Genomic DNA, 22382 nt, shown 5'->3' on the forward strand with positions numbered 1-22382 from the left:
TATAAAGTTACTCTGCGTTTACTGCTTCTTTTTGTGCATCTGATTCGTTTTTAGTTATTTGGATTTGACGGTAACGTTGCATACCAGTACCAGCAGGAACTAGTTTACCAATAATTACGTTTTCTTTCAATCCAAGTAACTCATCACGTTTTCCTTTAATCGCTGCATCTGTTAAGACACGAGTCGTTTCTTGGAATGACGCTGCTGATAAGAATGATTCTGTTTCAAGAGAAGCTTTTGTAATACCAAGGATAACTGGGCGACAAGTTGCAGGAATCTTACCTTGTAGTACTGCTTCTTTGTTCGCTTCAGCAAATTGATGAATATCTAATAGTGAGCCAGGAAGCAAGTCAGTTTCTCCCGCTTCAATTACGCGCACTTTACGAAGCATTTGGCGAACCATTACTTCGATATGCTTATCACCAATTTCTACCCCTTGCATACGATAAACTTTTTGTACTTCTTTTAACAAGTACTCTTGAACAGTTGAAACATCTTTTACTTTTAACAATTCTTTAGGATCAATAGAACCTTCAGTTAATACTTGCCCACGATGAATAACGTCATTAACTTGAACTTTTAGACGAGCATTGTATGGAGCTAAGTATTTACGAGTCTCTACATTACCTTGAATTGTAATTTCTTTTTGTCCTTCTCTAATCTCTTCGATTTCAGTAACTGTACCTGTAATCTCTGAAATAACCGCTTGCCCTTTTGGATTACGAGCTTCGAAGATCTCTTGAATACGTGGAAGACCTTGTGTGATATCATCACCGGCAACCCCACCTGTATGGAATGTACGCATTGTTAACTGAGTACCTGGTTCCCCGATAGATTGAGCAGCGATAATACCTACCGCTTCCCCTACTTCTACCTTGTCACCTGTAGCTAAGTTTAAGCCGTAACATTTTTTACATACACCATGTTTCGTATTACAAGTAAATGCTGAGCGGATAGTTAATTGAGTAATTCCAGCATCTTCAATCAAACGCGCGATTTCATTAGTAATTAAGCCGTCTCTTTCTAAAATAACATGCCCTTTTTCAGGATGGAAAATTGTTTTCTTCGTATGACGACCAACAATACGTTCGCCAAACTCTTCAATAACTTCCGTTCCTTCCATAAGAGAACCTATTAGTAAGCCACGGTCAGTACCACAGTCATCCTCACGTACGATTACATCTTGCGCTACATCAACAAGACGACGAGTCAGGTAACCTGAATCGGCTGTTTTAAGTGCTGTATCGGCAAGACCTTTACGGGCACCATGTGTAGAGATGAAATATTCAAGTACTGTTAAACCTTCACGGAACGATGACTTGATCGGAAGTTCGATAATTCGACCAGCCGGATTGGCCATCAGACCACGCATACCTGCAAGTTGAGTAAAGTTGGACGCGTTACCACGGGCACCAGAGTCACTCATCATGAAGATCGGGTTCATATTATCTAATGATTTCATTAGTTTTTCTTGAATAACTTCTTTTGCTCTACTCCAATGTCCAATAACGCTTGCATAACGCTCTTCTTCTGTTATTAGACCACGACGGAATTGTTTCAATACTTTATCTACTTTTCCTTGTGCTTCTTCAAGAATCTCACCTTTGTCTGGAAGTACGACGATATCAGAGATACCGATAGTTATACCAGCCTTAGTGGAGTACTTAAATCCAAGTGCTTTCATACGGTCAAGCATTTTAGAAGTTTCTGTAATATGGAAACGTGTAAATACTTCAGCGATGATATTACCTAAAATTTTCTTCTTGAATGGTTGAACAAGTTCCATAGATTCAATATGTTTTTTCACATCTGTTGTAGTAGAGATGAAATATTTTTCAGGTGTTTCAATTTGTAAATTATAATCCGTTGGTTCGTTAATGTACGGGAACGTTTCAGGAAGTATTTCGTTAAAAATAACTTTACCTACAGTAGTTAATAACAACATCTTGTTTTGTTCTTCCGTAAACGTCGGATTTTTTAATGATGATGCAGCAATTGCAATACGAGTATGCAAATGTACATGACCAGTGTTATAAGCGATTAACACTTCTTCTGGACCGTAGAATGTAGAACCTTCACCCATTGCACCTTTACGCTCTAGTGTTAAGTAATAGTTACCTAATACCATATCTTGAGAAGGTGTAACAACTGGTTTACCATCTTTAGGGTTCAAAATGTTTTGTGCTGCAAGCATTAATAGACGAGCTTCCGCTTGTGCTTCTGCTGATAAAGGAACGTGAACAGCCATTTGGTCACCATCAAAGTCAGCGTTATATGCTGTACATACTAGAGGGTGAAGACGAATTGCACGGCCTTCTACTAATGTTGGTTCAAATGCCTGGATACCTAGACGGTGAAGAGTAGGTGCGCGGTTTAATAAAACCGGATGCTCCTTGATTACATCTTCTAGTACATCCCAAACCTCTGGATGCATGCGCTCGATTTTGCGTTTTGCACTCTTAATATTATGTGCCAAGCCGCGTTCCACTAGCTCTTTCATAACAAACGGTTTAAATAACTCGATTGCCATCTCTTTTGGAAGACCACATTGGTACATTTTTAAGTTTGGTCCTACTACGATAACCGAACGACCAGAATAGTCTACACGTTTACCAAGTAAGTTTTGACGGAAACGACCTTGTTTCCCTTTAAGCATGTGAGAAAGTGATTTCAACGGACGGTTACCTGGTCCTGTTACCGGACGGCCACGACGACCATTATCAATCAATGCATCTACTGCTTCTTGTAGCATACGCTTTTCATTTTGAACGATGATGCTTGGAGCACCTAAGTCTAATAAGCGTTTTAAACGGTTATTACGGTTGATTACACGACGGTATAGATCATTTAAATCAGATGTAGCAAAGCGTCCACCATCTAATTGAACCATCGGACGTAATTCTGGTGGAATTACCGGAAGAACATCTAAGATCATCCAATCTGGCTTATTCCCTGAGTTACGGAATGATTCAACTACTTCTAAACGTTTAATCGCACGTGTACGACGTTGACCTTGAGCTGTTTTCAACTCTTCTTTTAGGTGTTCAGTTTCACTTTCTAGATCTATTTCTGATAATAGACGCTTAATAGCCTCTGCACCCATAGCTGCTTGGAATTTGCTGCCAAACTTATCTCGGTATGCACGGTATTCTTTTTCAGAAAGTAATTGTTTCTTTTCAAGAGGTGTATCCGCTGGTTCGATTACTACGTACGAAGCAAAGTAAATTACTTCCTCAAGTGATCTTGGAGACATATCCAAAATCAGACCCATACGGCTTGGAATACCTTTGAAATACCAAATATGTGATACAGGAGCTGCCAATTCAATGTGTCCCATACGCTCACGACGGACTTTCGAACGCGTAACCTCAACTCCACATCGATCACAAACTACGCCTTTATAACGAACACGTTTGTATTTACCACAATGACATTCCCAGTCTTTAGTTGGACCGAAAATACGCTCACAGAATAACCCATCTTTTTCAGGTTTTAGTGTACGATAGTTAATTGTTTCAGGTTTTTTTACTTCTCCATAAGACCATGAACGAATTTTATCTGGTGAAGCTAAACCAATTTTCATATACTCAAAATTATTAACGTCTATCAAGGAGCCTACCTCCCTTTAGTCTTGAGTCTTTAGAAAGACCTTCCAAGTAGCTCTGCATCATGCAATTTAATACGGAAATACGGACAGGCATCACCTGTCCGATTTTTTATCTAATCAATTATTCCTGCTTTGCCTTACTCTAAGTTTCCAACTGGCTCTTCTTCATTAGCTAGTGGTAATAAACCAAGCGCATCAGCTGCCGGAATATCGTCATCTTCATCTAAATCGCGAAGTTCAATTTCTTCTTCGTCAATTGTTAACATCTTAACATCCATACCTAAACTTTGAAGTTCTTTAATCAATACTTTGAATGATTCAGGAACACCTGGTTCAGGAACGCTTTCTCCTTTAACGATCGCTTCATATGTTTTCACACGTCCAACCACGTCATCAGATTTAACTGTTAAGATTTCTTGTAATGTATAAGCAGCACCATAAGCTTCTAGTGCCCATACTTCCATCTCACCAAAACGTTGTCCACCGAATTGCGCTTTACCTCCAAGAGGCTGTTGCGTAACAAGTGAATAAGGTCCTGTTGAACGAGCATGAAGCTTATCATCAACCATGTGGGCAAGTTTGATCATATACATAACCCCTACAGATACGCGGTTATCAAATGGTTCACCTGAACGACCATCATATAGAGTCGTTTTACCATCACGGTTTAAGCCTGCTTCTTCCATTGTGTTCCAAACATCTTCCTCGTTGGCACCATCAAATACTGGTGAAGCCATGTGTACACCAAGAAGTCTAGAAGCCATACCTAAGTGAAGCTCTAATACTTGCCCGATATTCATACGAGAAGGTACCCCTAGTGGATTTAACATAATATCTACTGGTGTTCCGTCTGGAAGGAAAGGCATATCTTCTTCCGGTAGTATACGAGAGATTACCCCTTTGTTACCATGTCGTCCGGCCATTTTATCCCCTACAGAGATTTTACGTTTTTGAACGATATAAGCACGTACTAATTGGTTAACGCCAGGTGATAACTCATCGCCATCTTCACGATTGAAGACTTTAACGTCTAATACAATTCCGCCTGCACCATGAGGTACACGTAGAGATGTATCGCGAACTTCACGCGCTTTTTCCCCGAAAATAGCATGAAGTAAACGTTCTTCAGCAGTAAGTTCTGTAACCCCTTTAGGTGTTACTTTACCAACTAAAATATCTCCGTCTCTTACTTCTGCACCAACACGGATAATCCCACGGTCATCTAAGTTACGTAATGCATCTTCTCCGACGTTTGGAATATCTCTAGTGATTTCTTCTGGCCCAAGCTTCGTGTCACGTGATTCTGATTCGTATTCTTCTATATGCACAGAAGTATAGACATCATCTTTCACAAGACGTTCACTCATAATTACAGCATCCTCGTAGTTGTATCCGTCCCATGTCATGAAGGCTACTAGTACGTTACGTCCTAGTGCAAGCTCTCCTTGTTCCATAGATGGACCATCTGCAAGAATATCTAAAGGTTTAACACGATCTCCAACTTTAACAATTGGACGTTGGTTAATAGATGTACCATGGTTGGAACGCTCAAATTTGTGTACTTTATAAGTTGTTAAGTCACCTTTAACTTCTTTTCCGTCCACTTCTTCAATTCGACGCACGCGAATTTCCTTCGCTTCTACGTGTTCTACAATTCCGTGATATTTCGCAATAACCGCTGCACCAGAGTCACGTGCATTGACGTGTTCCATACCAGTTCCGACAAACGGAGCTTCTGGGTTTAAAAGAGGAACCGCTTGACGTTGCATGTTCGCTCCCATTAGGGCACGGTTAGAGTCATCATTTTCTAAGAAAGGAATACATGCTGTCGCTGCAGAAACTACTTGCTTCGGCGAAACGTCCATGTAATCGATTTGATCTCTTCTAAATACCGTGTTATCTCCACGGAAACGACCAACTACTTCTTCGTTTTTGAAAGCACCATCTTCAGATAATGGCGAGTTTGCTTGCGCAACAACGTAGTTGTCCTCTTCATCAGCTGTTAGGTAGTCAATACGAGAAGTCACAAGACCTGTTTCAGGATCCACACGACGGTATGGTGTTTCGATAAATCCAAATTTATTTACTTTCGCAAAACTGGAAAGTGAGTTAATTAATCCAATGTTTGGTCCCTCAGGAGTTTCAATCGGACACATACGACCATAGTGAGAGTAGTGAACGTCACGTACTTCGAACCCTGCACGCTCACGCGTTAAACCACCGGGTCCTAAAGCAGATAGACGACGCTTATGAGTCAACTCTGCAAGTGGGTTTGTTTGGTCCATGAACTGAGATAACTGCGAGCTACCAAAGAATTCCTTGATAGATGCAATAACTGGACGAATATTTATCAGCTGTTGTGGAACAATTGCTTGTGTATCGTTAATAGACATACGCTCACGAACTACACGTTCCATACGAGAAAGACCAATACGGAATTGGTTTTGCAGTAACTCTCCAACTGAACGTAAACGACGGTTACCAAGATGGTCAATATCATCTGTGTTTCCAACGTTGAATAATAGGTTAAAGAAGTAACCAATAGATGAAACGATGTCAGCAGGCGTAATGTTTTTAACTTCTGTTTCCACATACGCATTACTAATTACGTTAATTTCTTTTTGCTCTTCATCATTTGGCGCATAAATTTTAATCGATTGAACCGTAATATCGTCTTCTAACACTCCACCTACTTGAGAGAATGTTTTAAAGCCAATTCCGTTTTCCAGATGTGGAATCAGTCTGTCTAATACACGACGATCAATCAGCGTACCAGCTTCAACTAAGATTTCACCTGTTTCAGGATCCACTAGCGTTTCTGCTACCGTTTGGTTAAATAAACGATTTTTAATATGCAATTTTTTGTTCATTTTGTAACGACCAACATTAGCTAAGTCATAGCGTTTTGGGTCAAAGAAGCGAGAGTATAGCAAGCTCTTTGCACTTTCCACTGTTGGTGGCTCACCAGGACGTAAGCGTTCATAGATTTCTAATAACGCTTTTTCAGTAGTTTCTGTATTGTCCTTTTCAAGCGTGTTACGTAAATACTCATTGTCACCGATTAAATCAATGATTTCTTGATCTGAACCGAAACCTAAAGCACGAAGTAAAACAGTTACTGGTAATTTACGAGTTCTATCAATACGAACATAGACTACGTCCTTTGCATCAATCTCGTATTCCAGCCATGCACCACGGTTAGGAATAACTGTAGCACCAAAGCCTTTTTTACCATTTTTGTCAGTTTTGTCATGGAAGTACACACTTGGTGAACGGACTAGCTGAGATACGATTACTCGCTCTGCACCATTAATTACGAAAGTTCCGGTTTCTGTCATTAGTGGGAAATCACCCATAAAGACATCCTGTTCCTTCACTTCATCCGTTTCTTTGTTATGAAGACGTACTTTTACGCGTAGTGGTGCTGCGTATGTTGCGTCACGTTCTTTTGATTCATCGACTGAATACTTTGGTTCATTCAAACTATAGTCGACAAATTCCAATGATAGATTGCCTGTAAAATCCTCGATTGGTGAAATATCTTTAAACATTTCACGTAAACCTTCTTCAAGGAACCATTCATAAGATGCTGTTTGAATCTCAATAAGATTCGGTAACTCTAGCACCTCACTAATACGCGCAAAACTTCTACGCTGGCGGTGTTGTCCGTACTGAACTAGTTGACCTGTCAACTCATTCACCCCTCAATTAAAGCGATATTAGGTCTTTTCGATATAGACATTTTGGTGTATGATATCGAAAGACAAAAAGAAAACGAGTTCTTAATAAGAGCTCATTTTTGATTCACCAAACTTTTCTCGGCCAGTATACCCATAAAGTATAGCTTTTATACAAAAGGGCATAAGTCCTCAAAATAATATTTTTGCATTTTATTATAATATCATAGCGATTTTGTCAAGTCAATCTTTTGTACCTTTTATAATCCAATAACCTTTTTCTTTGTTCACAACTTCTACTTGACCAAAAATCTCTTCTAAAAAACTAAAAGTAGATGGTGCCCCTTGTTTCTTTTGAATTACAACCCACAATTCTCCCCCTGAAACTAATTTTTCATAGGAATCCTTATAGAAACGAAATATAGTCTCTTTTCCAGCGCGAATAGGTGGATTAGTTATAATAGCCGCAAAGTTTGCAGTTTCCACTGCTGACAACCCATCACTTTCATAGATTCGCACATTTTGTACCCCGTTAGCAGCCGCATTTTTTACTGCAAGTTGGATTGCACGTGTGTTAACATCTACTAAATGAACTGTTCTTTCTTCATTTGCTTTTGCAACGGCAAGTCCAATTGGACCGTACCCACAGCCCACATCCAATATATCTCCTTCGAGATCTGGGGCACTAAAAGCATCAATTAATACACGGGAGCCAAAATCTACTTCGCTCTTACTAAATACACCAGCATCTGTTTCAAACCGAAAATTATGACCAAGTAATTTAAAATTCCAATGTTGAGGCTTACTTTCCGTTTGAGGTTTTCTAGAATAATAATGTTCAGACACCGTTTAACCCTCCATCATACATACGAAGAAAAGCCCGTCGTATATAGACGAGCTTTTTCCCCGAGTTGTACCAGAAATTACTTAACTTCTACGTTAGCGCCTACTTCTTCAAGTTGAGCTTTCATAGCTTCTGCATCTTCTTTAGATACGCCTTCTTTAATAGCTTTAGGAGCGTTATCTACTACTTCTTTAGCTTCTTTCAAGCCAAGACCAGTGATTTCACGAACTACTTTGATTACTTTGATTTTTTGGTCGCCTGCAGATGCAAGGATTACGTCAAATTCAGTTTGCTCTTCAGCAGCAGCAGCACCGCCACCAGCTGCAGCAGCTACAGGTGCAGCAGCAGTAACACCGAATTCTTCTTCGATTGCTTTTACTAAGTCGTTTAATTCAAGAACTGTCATTGATTTGATAGCTTCTAAGATTTGCTCATTATTCATTTTATTTTCCTCCTATTATTGGGTATGTTAGGCTATTAGCCGGTTTTTTGTCGAAGAGTTGCATAATGAATTATGCGCCTTGTTCTTCTTTTTGTTCTGCAACAGCTTTTGTTGCAAGTGCGAAATTGCGCACTGGAGCTTGAAGTACAGATAAAAGCATTGAAAGAAGTCCTTCGCGTGATGGAAGTTCTGCAAGTGCTTTTACATCTTCAGCTGAAGATACGTTACCTTCGATGATCCCTGCTTTAATTTCTAATTGTTCGTTCTTTTTAGCAAAATCGTTGATGATTTTTGCAGGAGCAACTACGTCTTCGTTAGAGAATGCAACAGCATTTGGTCCAACTAAGAATTCGTTGATCGCATCAACACCCGCGATTTCAGTAGCACGACGTGTAAGTGAGTTTTTATAAACTTTGAACTCAACGCCAGCTTCACGAAGTTGTTTACGTAATTCCGTAACTTGTGCAACGTTTAAACCACGGTAATCAACAACTACTACTGAAGCAGCAGCTTTAAATTTACCAGCGATATCGTCTACAATTACTTTTTTTGTTTCGATTGCTTTGCTCATCTTGGCACCTCCTATAAGAATTGGCCATTTATACCGACAAAAGAAAAGCCTCTGATCTACGGATAGACACAGAGGCAGAAAGTCATCATCTAATTAGAATCTGAATTTACGTGTCCTCGGTAGGATATTAAGTGACAAGTCACTCCTACTGTCTTCGGTACAAATGTATATTACACAACAAAAGTCATCTTATCAGATAGACTATAGGTTGTCAATTATTATTTTACTGATTGAGCATCAACTTTAATAGCTGGGCCCATTGTAGTTGTTACATTTACAGATTTCATGTAAACACCTTTTGATGCAGCTGGTTTAGCTTTTTGAATTACTTCAAATACTGCCATGAAGTTTTCTACTAATTTGTCGTCTTCGAAAGAAACTTTTCCGATAGGTGCATGAATAATCCCTGCTTTGTCAGCACGGTATTCTACTTTACCAGCTTTAATTTCTTCAATCGCTTTAGTAACATCAAATGTAACAGTACCAGTTTTAGGGTTTGGCATTAAACCTTTTGGTCCAAGTACTCGACCGATTTTACCAACTTCACCCATCATGTCAGGAGTAGCTACGATTACATCGAAGTCAAACCATCCTTGTTGGATTTTGTTGATATATTCCACGTCACCTACATAGTCTGCACCTGCAGCTTCAGCTTCTTTAAGTTTTTCACCTTTAGCAAAAACTAATACGCGTTGAGTTTTACCAGTTCCGTTTGGAAGTACTACTGCTCCACGGATTTGTTGGTCGTTTTTACGAGTATCAATTCCTAGACGGAAAGCAACTTCAACTGTTGCATCAAAATTAACTGTGCTAGTTTTTTTAGCAAGTTCAATTGCTTCTTTAGCTGAATACGTAGTATTTTTGTCAACTAATTTAGCAGCTTCTTGTAACTTTTTACCTTTGTTAGCCATTTTAAAATGTCCTCCTTGATAGTGGTTTTAGCGGAATAAACCTCCCACGTGTAAAGGTTGCAGTTATTCTAAGGAACAACTACAACCTTCCAAAAAACAATTGCTTCATATCAAAATCACATAAAGTATTAGTCTTCGATCGTAATACCCATGCTACGTGCTGTACCTTCAACCATCAACATAGCTGTTTCAACAGATGCAGCGTTTAGATCTGGCATTTTTTGTTCAGCGATTTCGCGAACTTTTTCACGTTTAACTGTCGCCACTTTAACGCGGTTCGGTTCACCTGATCCAGATTGAATTCCTGCTGCTACTTTAAGTAACACTGCTGCCGGCGGAGTTTTTGTAATGAATGTAAAAGAACGATCTTCAAATACAGAAATTTCAACCGGAATGATTAGACCTGCTTGATCAGCAGTACGTGCGTTGAACTCCTTACAGAATCCCATGATATTAACACCTGCTTGTCCTAATGCAGGACCAACCGGTGGAGCTGGATTAGCTTTACCAGCAGGAATTTGTAATTTAACAACTTTAATCACTTTTTTAGCCACGAGACACACCTCCTTAAGTCCGTGATGTGGTAATTGGGTTGCCCCTCCCACTCAAATATCTGTCTCTCAGCTCTGCGCTGATAACATTTAGAAAATTCATGCAGACTTTTTTTCAGTCTGACCTTTGAAATGATACCACTTATCCATTTTTTTAGCAAGTATAAATTATACTTTAATTACTTGTTCGAAATCTAGCTCCATATTCGTTTCGCGTCCGAACATATCTATAGAAACAGTAACTTTTCCTTTTTCTGCCTCGATTGCTTCTACTTTACCTTGGAAATGAGCAAATGGCCCTTCTAGTACTTCTACTAATTCTCCAACTGAGAAATCTACCTCGACTTTGCGATCGTTCATACCCATTTGCTTCAGCATAGATTGAACCTCTTCTGGAGCAAGCGGTGTAGGCTTTGTCCCTCCACCTGATGAACCTAGGAATCCAGTTACTCCTGGTGTGTTACGTACTACATACCAAGCGTCGTCAGTCATGATTAACTCTACAAAAACATACCCAGGGAATGTTTTTCTTGTAACCACACGTTTTTTTCCATCTTTAAAATCTGTTTCTTCTTGTTCCGGGATGAACACTCGGAATATCTTGTCAGACATCCCCATTGTTTCTACACGCTTTTCTAAATTTGCTTTTACTTTATTTTCATACCCAGAGTACGTATGAACGACATACCAATTTTTTTCCATAGTGTCAGGACTAGACGTCCTTCCCTCCTTTTCTAAGACAAATGAAAAAACCCGTTCGTTGACTAAGACGGGCTATTTTCAGATATTTACATGCTACAAACTTATAACTCCAAGTACCAACGGAACAATTCAGAAATACCTAAGTCCACTACTGCAAAGAATACAGCCATTACCGCTACTGTTGCAAGCACAATGATTGTGTACCGTGTTAGCTCTTTGCGTTTTGGCCAACTTACTTTTCTCATTTCTGACCCTACGTTTTTAAAAAACCCACTAATATTAGCCATTTAGTTGAACCTCCACATGAATATCTATCTTCTTACATACTCATAATGTTTGTTTGTGTACTGTATGAGCATTACAATGCGTGCAGTATATTTTTCTCTCTATACGAACAGAACCGCTCTCTTTAGACGCTGGAACTGTATAATTGCGATTACCACATTCTACGCAACTCAAGACGATTTTTTTAGTCATAATCTCACCTTTTTGGTGTATAAGTCTTTTTCAAGATTATCACCTTAGACTTACTGTGTCAACAAAATCCCAAATTATGCATAATTACTTCCAATCTCCATATAACGCTCTAGCTTACGCTTTACTCTTTGCAAGGCATTATCGATAGACTTAACATGTCTATTCAATTCCTCGGATATCTCTTGATAGGATTGGCCATCTAGATATAAGGAGAGCACCTGCTGCTCAAGCTCGCTTAAAATTTCACCCATTTTACCTTCCATGTAATCATAGTTTTCTCTGTTTATGATTAACTCCTCTGGGTCGTCTACCACAGATCCTGCGATAATATCCATAAGTGTACGGTCCGATTCTTCATCATAGATCGGCTTGTCCAAGGAAATATATGAATTGAGCGGAATATGCTTTTGCCTGGTAGCTGTTTTAATAGCAGTAATAATCTGCCTTGTAATACATAATTCAGCAAATGCCCTAAAAGAAGAAAGCTTTTCCTCTTTGAAATCACGAATCGCCTTATATAGTCCAATCATTCCTTCTTGAAGTATATCTTCCTTATCCGCACCTATTAAAAAATAGGATCTACCTTTCATTCTCACAAATGAACGGTATTTCGTTATTAAATAATCTAGCGCTTCGGTGTTTCCTTGATGAACCATTTCTACAAGCTCTTCATCTAGTAAACTATCCAATTGTTGTAGATTCAGCTCTGTCTTTTCCAATGAAGTCACCTCAGCTAAATTAGACATATTTACCATCAGTATACAGGATTCAAATTTATAGCGTCAATGAGTCATTTCATTCCTCTTCGCCATTTTTCGAAAATTTCCGCTACTTCTTCTGATAAATCAATGGTCGAAGACGGCTTAGCTTCTTGGATATCCTTCACTTTTTTCGTAATATTCGAGGAAATAGAAATCATTTCAATTTCTAACTCTCTTGCAGATTTTCTTAGCGCACCTTGTCCAAATATGACTCGTTGCTCTGTCATATCAGAGGTAGCAACATAAATTTGTACGCGTCTACCACTTAACTCCCGAGTCATCTTTTCAATTCGCTCGTCTGCTGTTTCATTTTTTCTTGTAAAGATAATTTCCACATCATACTGTTTCTTTTTGTTTTCTATACCCGGTACTAGGTGGGCATCAAACACTACAATTACTCGTATACCAGTAAATGCTTTATATTCTGCCATTTGCTCGATTAGTCTATCTCTAGCATCTAGTAATTTATCATTTTTTAGTTTTCTTAACTCGCTCCATGCGCCGATGATATTATAACCATCGACAAGTAGAATCTGCATGATTTTATTGTTTAAGCGGGTTTCTTACGCGCAAAACTTCGTATAGAAGGATTGACGTAGCAACGGACGCATTCAAGCTAGTTACATGACCAACCATCGGCAAATGGTAAAGAAAGTCGCATTTATCTTTTAATAATCGACTCATCCCTTTTCCTTCACTTCCAATAATGAGTGCTAACGGGAGGGTAGCATCCATATTTCTATAATCTGTTGACTTCGCAGCATCTGTTCCTGCAATCCACACTCCGCGCTCTTTAAGCTCGTCCACTGTTTGAGCCAAGTTCCCGGCACGATAAACTGGCACATGCTCAATTGCACCTGTAGATGCTTTGGCTACTACTGCTGTTAACCCAACAGCTCTTCTCTTCGGAATGATAATACCATGTGCTCCTACTGCATCCGCAGTACGCATAATAGAACCTAGGTTATGTGGGTCCTCAATTTCATCTAAAATGATAAAAAGTGGATCCTCTTTTTTACTTGCAGCTAGATTAAATAAATCATCTAATTCTGCATATTTGTAAGCAGCAACTGAAGCTACAATCCCTTGATGATTTGCATCGGTTAGATTATCCAGCTTTTTCTTTGGGACAAACTGAACGATAATTCCTGCTTCCTTCGCCAATTGTATGATTTCTGTAACGCCACTTTTTTGAATACCTTCAGCTATCCAGACCTTATTCATGTCTCTTCCAGAGCGCAGTGCTTCTACGACTGGATTTTTACCAGCAATAATTTCACCAGTTTGTTCGGATTTCTCTATCATTATTTTTTCTCTCCCTTTTGCCCATCGATAAATTCAATGGAAAATCGCAGCACCTCTTGCAAACGATCTGCTTGCTCACTTAAGTATAAGCTACCAATAACAGCTTCAAACGCTGTACTGTAATGATACGTCAAAACATCTGTATTTTTAGGAACCGTTCCAGATTTGGCATTTCTTCCTCTTCTTAAGACAGCCTCTTCTTCCTCAGTTAAGAAATTAGTGTTTAACATTTCTTTAACGATTGTTGCTTGTGCCTTGGCAGACACGTAATTTGTTGCTTCTTTGTGAAGGATGTTTGGTCTAACCCGCCCTGAGCGGATGAGGTGTTCTCGAACTACTTGTTCGAACACCGCATCACCCATATAAGCTAAGGCTAAAGAGTTAAGTTGCTTTACATCAGATAATTTAAATTCCACGAGGGTCACCCACGCTTCCATCGGATACCTTGGGCAGTATCTTCTAAAATAATATTCATTTCCTTCAGCTGATCTCTAATTTCATCCGCACGAGCAAAATTTCGATCTTTTCTCGCTTGGTTACGTTCTTCGATCAGCGCATCAATTTCTTCATCCAACACCTCTTGCTCCTTTGAAAGAGTAATTCCAAGAACTGCAGTTAATAAATCCAAAACGGATATAAATTGATTTAATACTTCTTCAGATGTTTGCTTTTCTAATAGATAAGTATTCGCTAGCTTAGATAATTCAAATAATGCAGCTATCCCATTGGCAGTATTAAAATCATCATCCATTGCCATTTCAAATTGTTGCTTAACCTCTTGTATTTTGTGCAGCCATATATCATGCTGGTCACCTAAATCCGCTGTTGTATTCAAACGGTGAAGTACATTTTCATATGAAGTACGAATACGTTCTAATCCTGCCTCTGCCTGCTCTACAAGCTCTTGAGAATAGTTAATTGGGTTACGGTAATGAACACTTAGCATAAAGAATCGGAGCACCTGCGGGTTAATTTGCTTGCGAATGTCATTCACCAATACAAAGTTACCAAGTGACTTAGACATTTTTTCATTGTCTATATTGATATAACCGTTATGCATCCAATACCTAGCAAAGGTTTTTCCAGTTCTAGCCTCAGATTGAGCAATCTCGTTTTCATGGTGAGGGAAAGTTAAATCCTGACCACCAGCGTGTATATCAATTGTGTCTCCTAAAATCTCACGTGCCATAACAGAGCACTCAATATGCCAACCTGGTCGACCTTGCCCCCATGGACTTTCCCAGAATATCTCACCTGGCTTTGCAGCTTTCCATAGAGCGAAGTCTAATGCGTCTTCTTTCTTCTCTCCACGCTCAATGCGTGCTCCTACCTTTAAGTCATCTACGGACTGATGTGAAAGCTTTCCGTACCCTTCAAACTTTCTCGTACGGTAGTAAACGTCACCTTGTGATTCATAAGCATAGCCTTTTTCTACTAGCACTTTAATAAAATCTATAATTTCATCCATATGTTCCGTTACACGAGGATGGGAGTCTGCCTTTGTGCACCCTAGTGCCTCTACGTCTGCATAATAAGCTTTAATAAAGCGATCCGTAAGCTCTGATACATCTTCACCGAGTTCGTTGGCCGCTTTAATAATCTTGTCGTCTACATCAGTAAAGTTACTTACGAATGTCACATCGTATCCACGATATTGCAAATACTTTCGGACCGTGTCATATACGATAACCGGTCGTGCATTACCGATATGAATGTAATTGTATACCGTTGGACCGCATACATACATTTTTACCTTTCCTTCTTCTATTGGCACAAATGGTTCCTTCTCACGTTTTAGTGAATTAAAGATTTGAATTGTCATGGCGTTTGGCTCTCTCCTTTTCCTCTAGCAATCGAACTATTTCTTCCTGTAGCTGCTTAATCTTATCTTCCATTTCCTTGCACCGATCTGCAAATGGATCAGGAAGATCTTGATGATCTAAGTTTCTTTTTACCTTTTTACCATTTTGAATAACGACTACACCAGGTATGCCAACTACCGTAGAATCTTCTGGTACATCCTTTAGGACGACGGAGCCTGCTCCTACCTTACTGTTGTCGCCGATTGTGATAGACCCCAACACCTTAGCTCCAGTAGCTACTAAGACATTATTCTTAAGAGTAGGGTGACGCTTTCCTTTTTCTTTACCAGTTCCCCCTAAGGTAACACCTTGATAGATCGTACAATCGTCTCCTATCTCACAGGTTTCTCCAATAACCACCCCTGAACCATGGTCGATGAAGAAGCGTCTGCCTATCACCGCTCCAGGATGGATTTCTATACCTGTAAAGAACCTGCTGATTTGGGAGATTAGCCTTGCAAGGAAAAACCATTTCCTCTTATAAAAGACATGTGCTAACCTATGGCTCCAAACTGCATGTAAACCTGCATAGGTTAATATAACCTCCAACTTACTAGTAGCAGCGGGATCCTGTTCAAACACTACCTCTATATCTTCTTTCATCCGCTCAAACACGTTAATCACTCCTTTTTTCCATAAAAAAAGTCTCTGTCTATAAATATAGACAGAGACGCTGTTTTGCGCGGTTCCACTCTGATTGGAAAGATGTTTATCTTTCCCGCTTCACATCTTTAACGCAGATGATACGTCCAGCCTACTAATCGTTCGGCTTGGCGCTCCGAGGTGCATTTCCATAACTCATAGGTTCAGACCACTTTCAGCCGGTGATGGTCCTCTCTAAGGAACTTGCGTTACGTACTTCTCCTCTTCTTAGCTTTCTTTACTTCGTTCATGAATTACACTCATTTTCACACCTTGTAGTGGAAAAGTCAATTTTATTGTTTAGCGTATTTGGAAACTCTTGCAATTACTTTTTCTTTACCGATTAAGCTAATTGCATCCGCTAATTCCGGACCATGTGTTTGGCCAGTAGTTACGACACGGATAGGCATAAATAGGTTTTTCCCCTTATGACCCGTTTCCTTTTGCACTGCTTTAATCGATGCTTTAATTTCTGCTGGTTCAAATGTTTCTAGAGCCTCTAACTGTGCTTTAAAGGCAGCCATAACCTCTGGTACTTGTTCACCAGTCAATACTTCAAGAGCTTCTTCATTATATGCAACATCGTCGTTAAAGAACAATGATGACAACTCAATAATTTCTGCTCCAAAGCTCATTTGATCATGGTAAAGCCCTATTAAATTTGTAGCCCATACTTGTTGCTCCTCAGATAATTCCTCTGGAAGAAGTCCTTCTTTTTGTAGATGTGGCAACGCAAGCTCTACTACTTTTTCTAGTGGAAGTTGCTTAATGTATTGATTGTTCATCCAAGTTAGTTTTTGCTTATCGAACATTGACGGTGATTTGGAAAGACGAGCTACATCAAATTGTTTAATGAATTCCTCTTTAGAGAAGATTTCTTCTTCTCCTTCAGGAGACCAGCCTAATAGAGCAAAGAAGTTGAACATTGCTTCTGGAAGATACCCTAGGTCTTTATATTGTGCTACAAATTGTATGATTGATTCATCACGTTTAGATAATTTTTTACGGCTTTCGTTGATGATTAACGTCATGTGCCCGTACTTAGGATATTCCCAGCCGAAAACGTCAAATACCATTAATTGTTTTGGAGTATTGGATAAATGCTCTTCACCTCGGAATACATGCGTAATCTCCATTAAGTGATCATCTAATACTACTGCGTAGTTATAGGTTGGAATGCCATTTGCTTTGACAAGAACCCAGTCACCAACGTCTTTGGATTCAAAGGACACAGTTCCACGAACTAAATCGTCAAACTTATACGTTACATTCTCAGGCACACGCATACGAATCGTATAAGGTGTTCCTGCCGCTTCCTTCTCTTGTACTTCTTCTTTGGATAGATGTCGGCATTTTCCGTTATACATCGGAGCAGCTACACCATTTTCTTTTTGTTGCTCACGGTCAGCTTCTAATTCCTCAGAAGTACAGAAACATTTATAAGCATGGCCTTTTTCTAGCATTTCCTCTGCGTATTTCGTGTAAATATCTAATCGCTCCATTTGGCGATAAGGTGCATAAGGTCCACCGATATCTACTGATTCATCGTATTCCATTCCTAGCCACTTTAAGTTATCCAGCTGTGATAATTCTCCGCCTTCAATATTTCGCTCAATATCTGTGTCTTCAATACGAACGATAAATTTCCCATTATGGTGGCGAGCATATAAATAATTGAATAATGCAGTACGTGCTCCTCCAATATGAAGATTTCCTGTAGGACTTGGTGCATAGCGTACGCGAACTTCTTGTGTCATTATAAATCCTCCTAATTATCTTACGTTTAAATTAAACCGTTATCTGGAAAGTGGAATTAAACCGTTGATAGACAACGTGATTGTTGCCTGTTTCGCTAAAGTAGTAAACTTTATCTATTCTACCACTGCGTGTAGCATTTTTAAAGCTAGTCTTTTTTCATTAAAAGGATAGTTGCCATCGAAGCAATCCCTTCCCCACGCCCAGTAAACCCTAGCTTTTCGGTAGTTGTTGCCTTTACATTGACCTGAGAGACATCAGCTTGCAGAAGCTCTGCTACTTTTGAGCGGATTTGCTCTATGTACGGGGCCATTTTAGGCATCTGAGCTATTATCGTGCAATCTATATTTCCAAGCTTATAGCCTTTTGCATCTACTAGCTTCCAAATATACTCGAGTAATTTCGCTGAATCTGCATCTTTAAATTCAGGATCCGTATCAGGGAAATGTCTTCCAATATCTCCTTCTCCAATTGCTCCTAGCGCTGCATCTGTAATGGTATGGAGTAACACATCTGCATCCGAGTGACCTATTAAACCTCTTTCATAAGGGATCGTTATCCCACCTATGATTAATGGGCGGTTATCTGCAAATTCATGTACATCAAAGCCTTGTCCTATTCTTAACAATTTATTTTTCCTCCTGCTTTCGTTTATTTAAAATTACTTCTCCTAACAATAAGTCCTCTTGAGTGGTTACCTTTACGTTATCATAGGTACTCTCCACGATGTGAACATTTCCACCTTGCTTCTCTACTAGCATAGCCTCGTCTGTCCCTAAAAAGGATTCCTGCTCAGCGAGTCTTTCGGCTTTCTCCAATACATCATATTGAAAAGCTTGAGGTGTTTGGATAATCCAAAGACTCTCTCGATCAACCGTTTCCTGTATTATACCATTGTGAACCTTTTTCATCGTATCCTTTGCCCGTACTGCAGCAACTGCTGCGCCAAATTTTTCAGCTGCTTGGACTAGCTGATGAATGATTTCCTGCTGAATGAACGGTCTAGCAGCATCATGCACCAATACAATCCCTTTAGCAGGACTAGCCTTCAAGCCCGCATATACACTATGCTGTCTTTCAGAACCGCCTTCTACAATGGCTGACACCTTTTGGATGGAATATTGCTGAAGCAGCTGTTCTATATATGATTTTTCTTCTTTTTTTATCGCTAAAACAATATGAGCGCAGTCAGGGTCTTGTTCAAAAACTCTAAGCGTATGTATTAAAACTGGTATATTACTTAATTCGATAAAAAGTTTGTTGTGACCTGCTCCCATCCTTTTTCCACTTCCCGCGGCAGGTAAGATTACTGTATACAACATTATTTACGTACCTCCTATATTACAAAGAAAAAGGGTATGCTCCACAAAGGAAACATCCCCTCCTACTTATTTAGTTTCTTGGGGTTTCGCAAAGATCATTCGTCCTGCTGATGTTTGGAGAACACTCGTCACTTCTACATTAATAGCTTGTCCGATATAAGCTTTACCGCCTTCTACAACAATCATTGTCCCATCGTCTAAATAAGCTACCCCTTGATTATGCTCTTTACCATCTTTAATCACAACTACATGCATTATTTCCCCGGGAATAACTACCGGTTTAACGGCATTTGCTAAATCATTAATATTCAATACACGAACCTGATGCAGCTCACACACCTTGTTTAGGTTAAAATCATTTGTGACTACTATGCCGCCCATTTTTTTAGCTAGACGCATCAATTTTAAATCAACTTCTTGGACATCCTCAAAGTCTTCTTCCACTATTAAAACCGCAGTGCTTCTTTCATCCTTTAGTTTGTTTAGAACGTCTAAGCCACGGCGACCTCTTGTCCGTTTAAGTGTATCAGAAGAATCTGCAATATGCTGAAGCTCCGTTAGCACAAATTGAGGGACAACTAGTACCCCTTCCATAAAGCCGGTTTCAGAAATATCAGCTATTCTCCCATCAATGATCACACTTGTGTCCAAGAGCTTGTAAGTCCCCAATGGTAGAGCTTGTTCTTCTTCCTCTGCTGTTTTTTTCTTCAATGCAGGGAGCTTAGAAGATGGAGTAAACACGTGTAGCAATTCATCTCTCTTTTTATAACCTACCTGGAATCCTAAATACCCTAAAATGATGGTCAATAGAACTGGAGCAACAGACCGAATGACTGGAAATTCAATACTCGATACCGCTGACCCTAAAAAGAAGGCTACGATTAACCCGATGACCATCCCTAACGTCCCAAACAACAAATCACCAATGGGTGCCTTTAATAGTCTTTCCTCCATCCATTTAATGAAATGAATTAAATAATCTGTTAAAAATAGCGCAGCTACATACAGCATGATTGCTCCGATTAATACAGAAACATATACATTGTTAATAAAAGAGTTGTTGGATAAATTAATCAGTTCATATAAGTGCGGTAAGAATAGCAACCCTAATGTACCACCTATTAATACAAAAGCAATTTGAATAATCCACTTTAACAAATATTCCACCTCCGTTTAAATTTTATTATACTTCCTTTTATGGCTCTATGCCTATTTTGACGTATGAGCAAGGCTAACCAATGCAGCAATACAATACTAGTATCAAAAGTTTACTTATACATAGTTTACATTACCACTCAGAAGTATACGTATTTTAGAAAGCAGGTGGCAGTTCCCCACCACCGTATCTTCTCTATTATTACCTCGAGTAGTTTGTCCTACTAGTCAGTTAAGAAAAAGCTTCCTTCATCACTTCATTTACTGATTCTACACCAATGACCTGCAGTCCCTTTGGATAGTCCCAGCCTCCCATATTCGATGCTGGGATGATTGCTCGTTTAAAGCCGAGCTTTGCAGCCTCTTGCACTCTTTGTTCAATCCTCGAAACTCTTCTTACCTCACCAGTTAATCCGACTTCTCCTATAAAACAGTCAGTTGAAGCAACACCTATATCTCTAAAACTAGAGACAATACTTACTAGGACGGCTAAATCGATGGCAGGTTCGTCTAATTTTACTCCACCGGCAACTTTTATATAGGCGTCTTGTGTTTGAAGTAGCAGTCCCATGCGTTTTTCTAGCACTGCCATTAACAAGGAAATTCTATTTTGGTCAATCCCTGTAGCCATTCTTTTTGGGTAGTTAAAGCTCGACTGTGTGACTAGCGCTTGAATCTCTACTAAAATCGGTCTTGTCCCTTCCATAGAAGCGACGATTGCAGAGCCTGCTGCTCCATGAGAACGCTCCTGCAAAAATAACTCAGAAGGATTTAGTACTTCCTTTAGGCCCTGTTGTACCATTTCAAAAATAGCAATCTCATTAGTGGAACCAAATCTATTTTTTTGTGAACGCAATATACGATGATTGTGATGACGCTCACCCTCAAAATATAAAACCGTATCTACCATATGCTCGAGAATCCTTGGTCCGGCGATTTGCCCTTCCTTAGTTACATGACCAACTAAAAAGATAGCAATATTTTTAGTCTTCGCGATACGCATCAGCTCAGCCGTACTTTCACGTACTTGAGACACGCTACCTGGTGCACTCGTTACTTCTGGGTGATGCACGGTTTGTATAGAATCCACGATTACAAAACGTGGACTTACTTGATCGATTGTTTCATTTATCAGCTCTAGATTAGTTTCCGAGTAGATATAAAGTTCGTTTGAAGTAACTCCTAGACGTTCTGCTCGGAGTTTCGTCTGGCGGATGGATTCTTCTCCGGAAATGTAGAGGACTCTTTCTCCCTTATTCGCAAGAAGTGCAGAAACTTGTAAAAGAAGCGTTGATTTACCTATACCTGGATCTCCCCCAATTAAAACTAGGGAGCCTGGCACAATTCCTCCACCTAAGACCCGATTCAATTCTACTAAATCCGTCTGTACACGAGGCTCATCGATCGTTTCAATAGATATAATGGGGGTTGCTTTTTGAGTGACTCCAGAGGAATGCTGAAAAGAATGTCTAGGCCCCTTAGAAACAACCTCTACCTCTTCCACCATCGTGTTCCATTCTCCACACCCTGGACATCTACCCATCCATTTGGCAGCCTCATAGCCACATGAGTTACACATAAATTTCGTTTTCTTTTTTGCCATATAATCCTCCTATAATAAGAAAAGCATAATCGCCTGTTCTGCCCCGACAGGCAAATGGGGAAAAGCGAGGAGGCAGTTCCTCAGCCACCGGAGCTTTTATCCATTTGACCCGAGGGGCAAGGCGATGAAGCTAGACATCTTGAAAAACATAATCGCCTGTTCTGCCCCGACAGGCAAATGGAGAAATGCGAGGAG

21 protein-coding genes and 2 other annotated features are annotated in these 22382 nt (G+C 39.7%); all 21 genes read right to left on the bottom strand.

The features are described 5' to 3' along the window. Positions 1-7 precede the first annotated feature (7 nt). Positions 8-3610 (bottom strand): DNA-directed RNA polymerase subunit beta', encoded by a 3603-nt coding sequence (gene rpoC / locus HF876_RS07140; RefSeq protein ID WP_169359375.1) that lies wholly within the window; start codon positions 3608-3610, stop codon positions 8-10. Between the two features lie 134 nt (positions 3611-3744). Then, a complete protein-coding gene (gene rpoB / locus HF876_RS07145; RefSeq protein WP_169359376.1) occupies positions 3745-7299 on the bottom strand; it encodes a DNA-directed RNA polymerase subunit beta in 3555 nt (1184 codons plus the stop codon). A gap of 228 nt (positions 7300-7527) precedes the next feature. After that, positions 7528-8130 carry a class I SAM-dependent methyltransferase gene (locus HF876_RS07150; protein WP_169359377.1) on the bottom strand — a complete coding sequence of 201 codons (603 nt, stop codon included), beginning with the start codon at positions 8128-8130 and terminating at the stop codon, positions 7528-7530. A 77-nt stretch (positions 8131-8207) separates the two neighbouring features. Continuing rightward, the gene (rplL, locus tag HF876_RS07155) at positions 8208-8570 is read right to left on the bottom strand and encodes a 50S ribosomal protein L7/L12 (RefSeq protein ID WP_169359378.1); all 363 of its coding nucleotides are present in this window, start codon (positions 8568-8570) and stop codon (positions 8208-8210) included. A gap of 70 nt (positions 8571-8640) precedes the next feature. Next, positions 8641-9141 (bottom strand): 50S ribosomal protein L10, encoded by a 501-nt coding sequence (gene rplJ, locus HF876_RS07160; RefSeq protein ID WP_169359379.1) that lies wholly within the window; start codon positions 9139-9141, stop codon positions 8641-8643. A gap of 32 nt (positions 9142-9173) precedes the next feature. Continuing rightward, positions 9174-9317 (bottom strand) — a sequence feature (ribosomal protein L10 leader region). Between the two features lie 42 nt (positions 9318-9359). Next, positions 9360-10052, bottom strand: a complete 693-nt coding sequence (gene rplA, locus HF876_RS07165; protein ID WP_169359380.1) for a 50S ribosomal protein L1 — start codon at positions 10050-10052, stop codon at positions 9360-9362. A gap of 128 nt (positions 10053-10180) precedes the next feature. Continuing rightward, on the bottom strand, positions 10181-10606 hold the full coding sequence (gene rplK / locus HF876_RS07170; RefSeq protein WP_169359381.1) for a 50S ribosomal protein L11: 426 nt from the start codon (positions 10604-10606) through the stop codon (positions 10181-10183). A 165-nt stretch (positions 10607-10771) separates the two neighbouring features. Next, positions 10772-11305, bottom strand: a complete 534-nt coding sequence (gene nusG, locus HF876_RS07175) for a transcription termination/antitermination protein NusG (protein ID WP_169359382.1) — start codon at positions 11303-11305, stop codon at positions 10772-10774. Between the two features lie 101 nt (positions 11306-11406). Beyond that, positions 11407-11592: a preprotein translocase subunit SecE gene (gene secE, locus HF876_RS07180; RefSeq protein ID WP_169359383.1), complete on the bottom strand. Its 186-nt coding sequence runs from the start codon at positions 11590-11592 to the stop codon at positions 11407-11409. A 40-nt stretch (positions 11593-11632) separates the two neighbouring features. Next, positions 11633-11782 (bottom strand): 50S ribosomal protein L33, encoded by a 150-nt coding sequence (gene rpmG / locus HF876_RS07185; RefSeq protein WP_169359384.1) that lies wholly within the window; start codon positions 11780-11782, stop codon positions 11633-11635. 74 nt (positions 11783-11856) lie between these two features. After that, complete coding sequence (sigH, locus tag HF876_RS07190; RefSeq protein WP_169359385.1) at positions 11857-12528, bottom strand: RNA polymerase sporulation sigma factor SigH; 672 nt, start codon at positions 12526-12528, stop codon at positions 11857-11859. A gap of 44 nt (positions 12529-12572) precedes the next feature. Further along, the gene (locus HF876_RS07195) at positions 12573-13082 is read right to left on the bottom strand and encodes an NYN domain-containing protein (RefSeq protein ID WP_169359386.1); all 510 of its coding nucleotides are present in this window, start codon (positions 13080-13082) and stop codon (positions 12573-12575) included. Positions 13083-13086: 4 nt separating this feature from the next. Continuing rightward, positions 13087-13848: a 23S rRNA (guanosine(2251)-2'-O)-methyltransferase RlmB gene (gene rlmB / locus HF876_RS07200; protein ID WP_169359387.1), complete on the bottom strand. Its 762-nt coding sequence runs from the start codon at positions 13846-13848 to the stop codon at positions 13087-13089. Further along, complete coding sequence (locus tag HF876_RS07205; protein WP_445678204.1) at positions 13848-14210, bottom strand: Mini-ribonuclease 3; 363 nt, start codon at positions 14208-14210, stop codon at positions 13848-13850. The genes rlmB and HF876_RS07205 overlap by 1 nt, the downstream gene beginning before the upstream one ends. Before the next feature lie 59 nt (positions 14211-14269). Then, complete coding sequence (gene cysS / locus HF876_RS07210; protein WP_169359389.1) at positions 14270-15670, bottom strand: cysteine--tRNA ligase; 1401 nt, start codon at positions 15668-15670, stop codon at positions 14270-14272. Next, on the bottom strand, positions 15651-16325 hold the full coding sequence (gene cysE / locus HF876_RS07215; RefSeq protein WP_169359390.1) for a serine O-acetyltransferase: 675 nt from the start codon (positions 16323-16325) through the stop codon (positions 15651-15653). The genes cysS and cysE overlap by 20 nt, the downstream gene beginning before the upstream one ends. Positions 16326-16373: 48 nt before the next feature. Then, positions 16374-16591: a binding site (T-box leader), on the bottom strand. A 54-nt stretch (positions 16592-16645) separates the two neighbouring features. Further along, positions 16646-18109, bottom strand: coding sequence for a glutamate--tRNA ligase (gltX, locus tag HF876_RS07220; RefSeq protein WP_169359391.1), 1464 nt, complete (start codon positions 18107-18109; stop codon positions 16646-16648). A gap of 146 nt (positions 18110-18255) precedes the next feature. Next, positions 18256-18735: a 2-C-methyl-D-erythritol 2,4-cyclodiphosphate synthase gene (gene ispF / locus HF876_RS07225; RefSeq protein ID WP_169359392.1), complete on the bottom strand. Its 480-nt coding sequence runs from the start codon at positions 18733-18735 to the stop codon at positions 18256-18258. A 1-nt stretch (position 18736) separates the two neighbouring features. Continuing rightward, a complete protein-coding gene (ispD, locus tag HF876_RS07230; RefSeq protein ID WP_169359393.1) occupies positions 18737-19429 on the bottom strand; it encodes a 2-C-methyl-D-erythritol 4-phosphate cytidylyltransferase in 693 nt (230 codons plus the stop codon). 66 nt (positions 19430-19495) lie between these two features. Then, on the bottom strand, positions 19496-20587 hold the full coding sequence (locus tag HF876_RS07235; RefSeq protein ID WP_169359394.1) for a PIN/TRAM domain-containing protein: 1092 nt from the start codon (positions 20585-20587) through the stop codon (positions 19496-19498). Between the two features lie 229 nt (positions 20588-20816). Beyond that, positions 20817-22187, bottom strand: a complete 1371-nt coding sequence (gene radA / locus HF876_RS07240) for a DNA repair protein RadA (RefSeq protein ID WP_169359395.1) — start codon at positions 22185-22187, stop codon at positions 20817-20819. Positions 22188-22382 lie beyond the last annotated feature (195 nt).

Source organism: Psychrobacillus sp. BL-248-WT-3 (assembly GCF_012843435.1).
Taxonomy (GTDB): domain Bacteria; phylum Bacillota; class Bacilli; order Bacillales_A; family Planococcaceae; genus Psychrobacillus.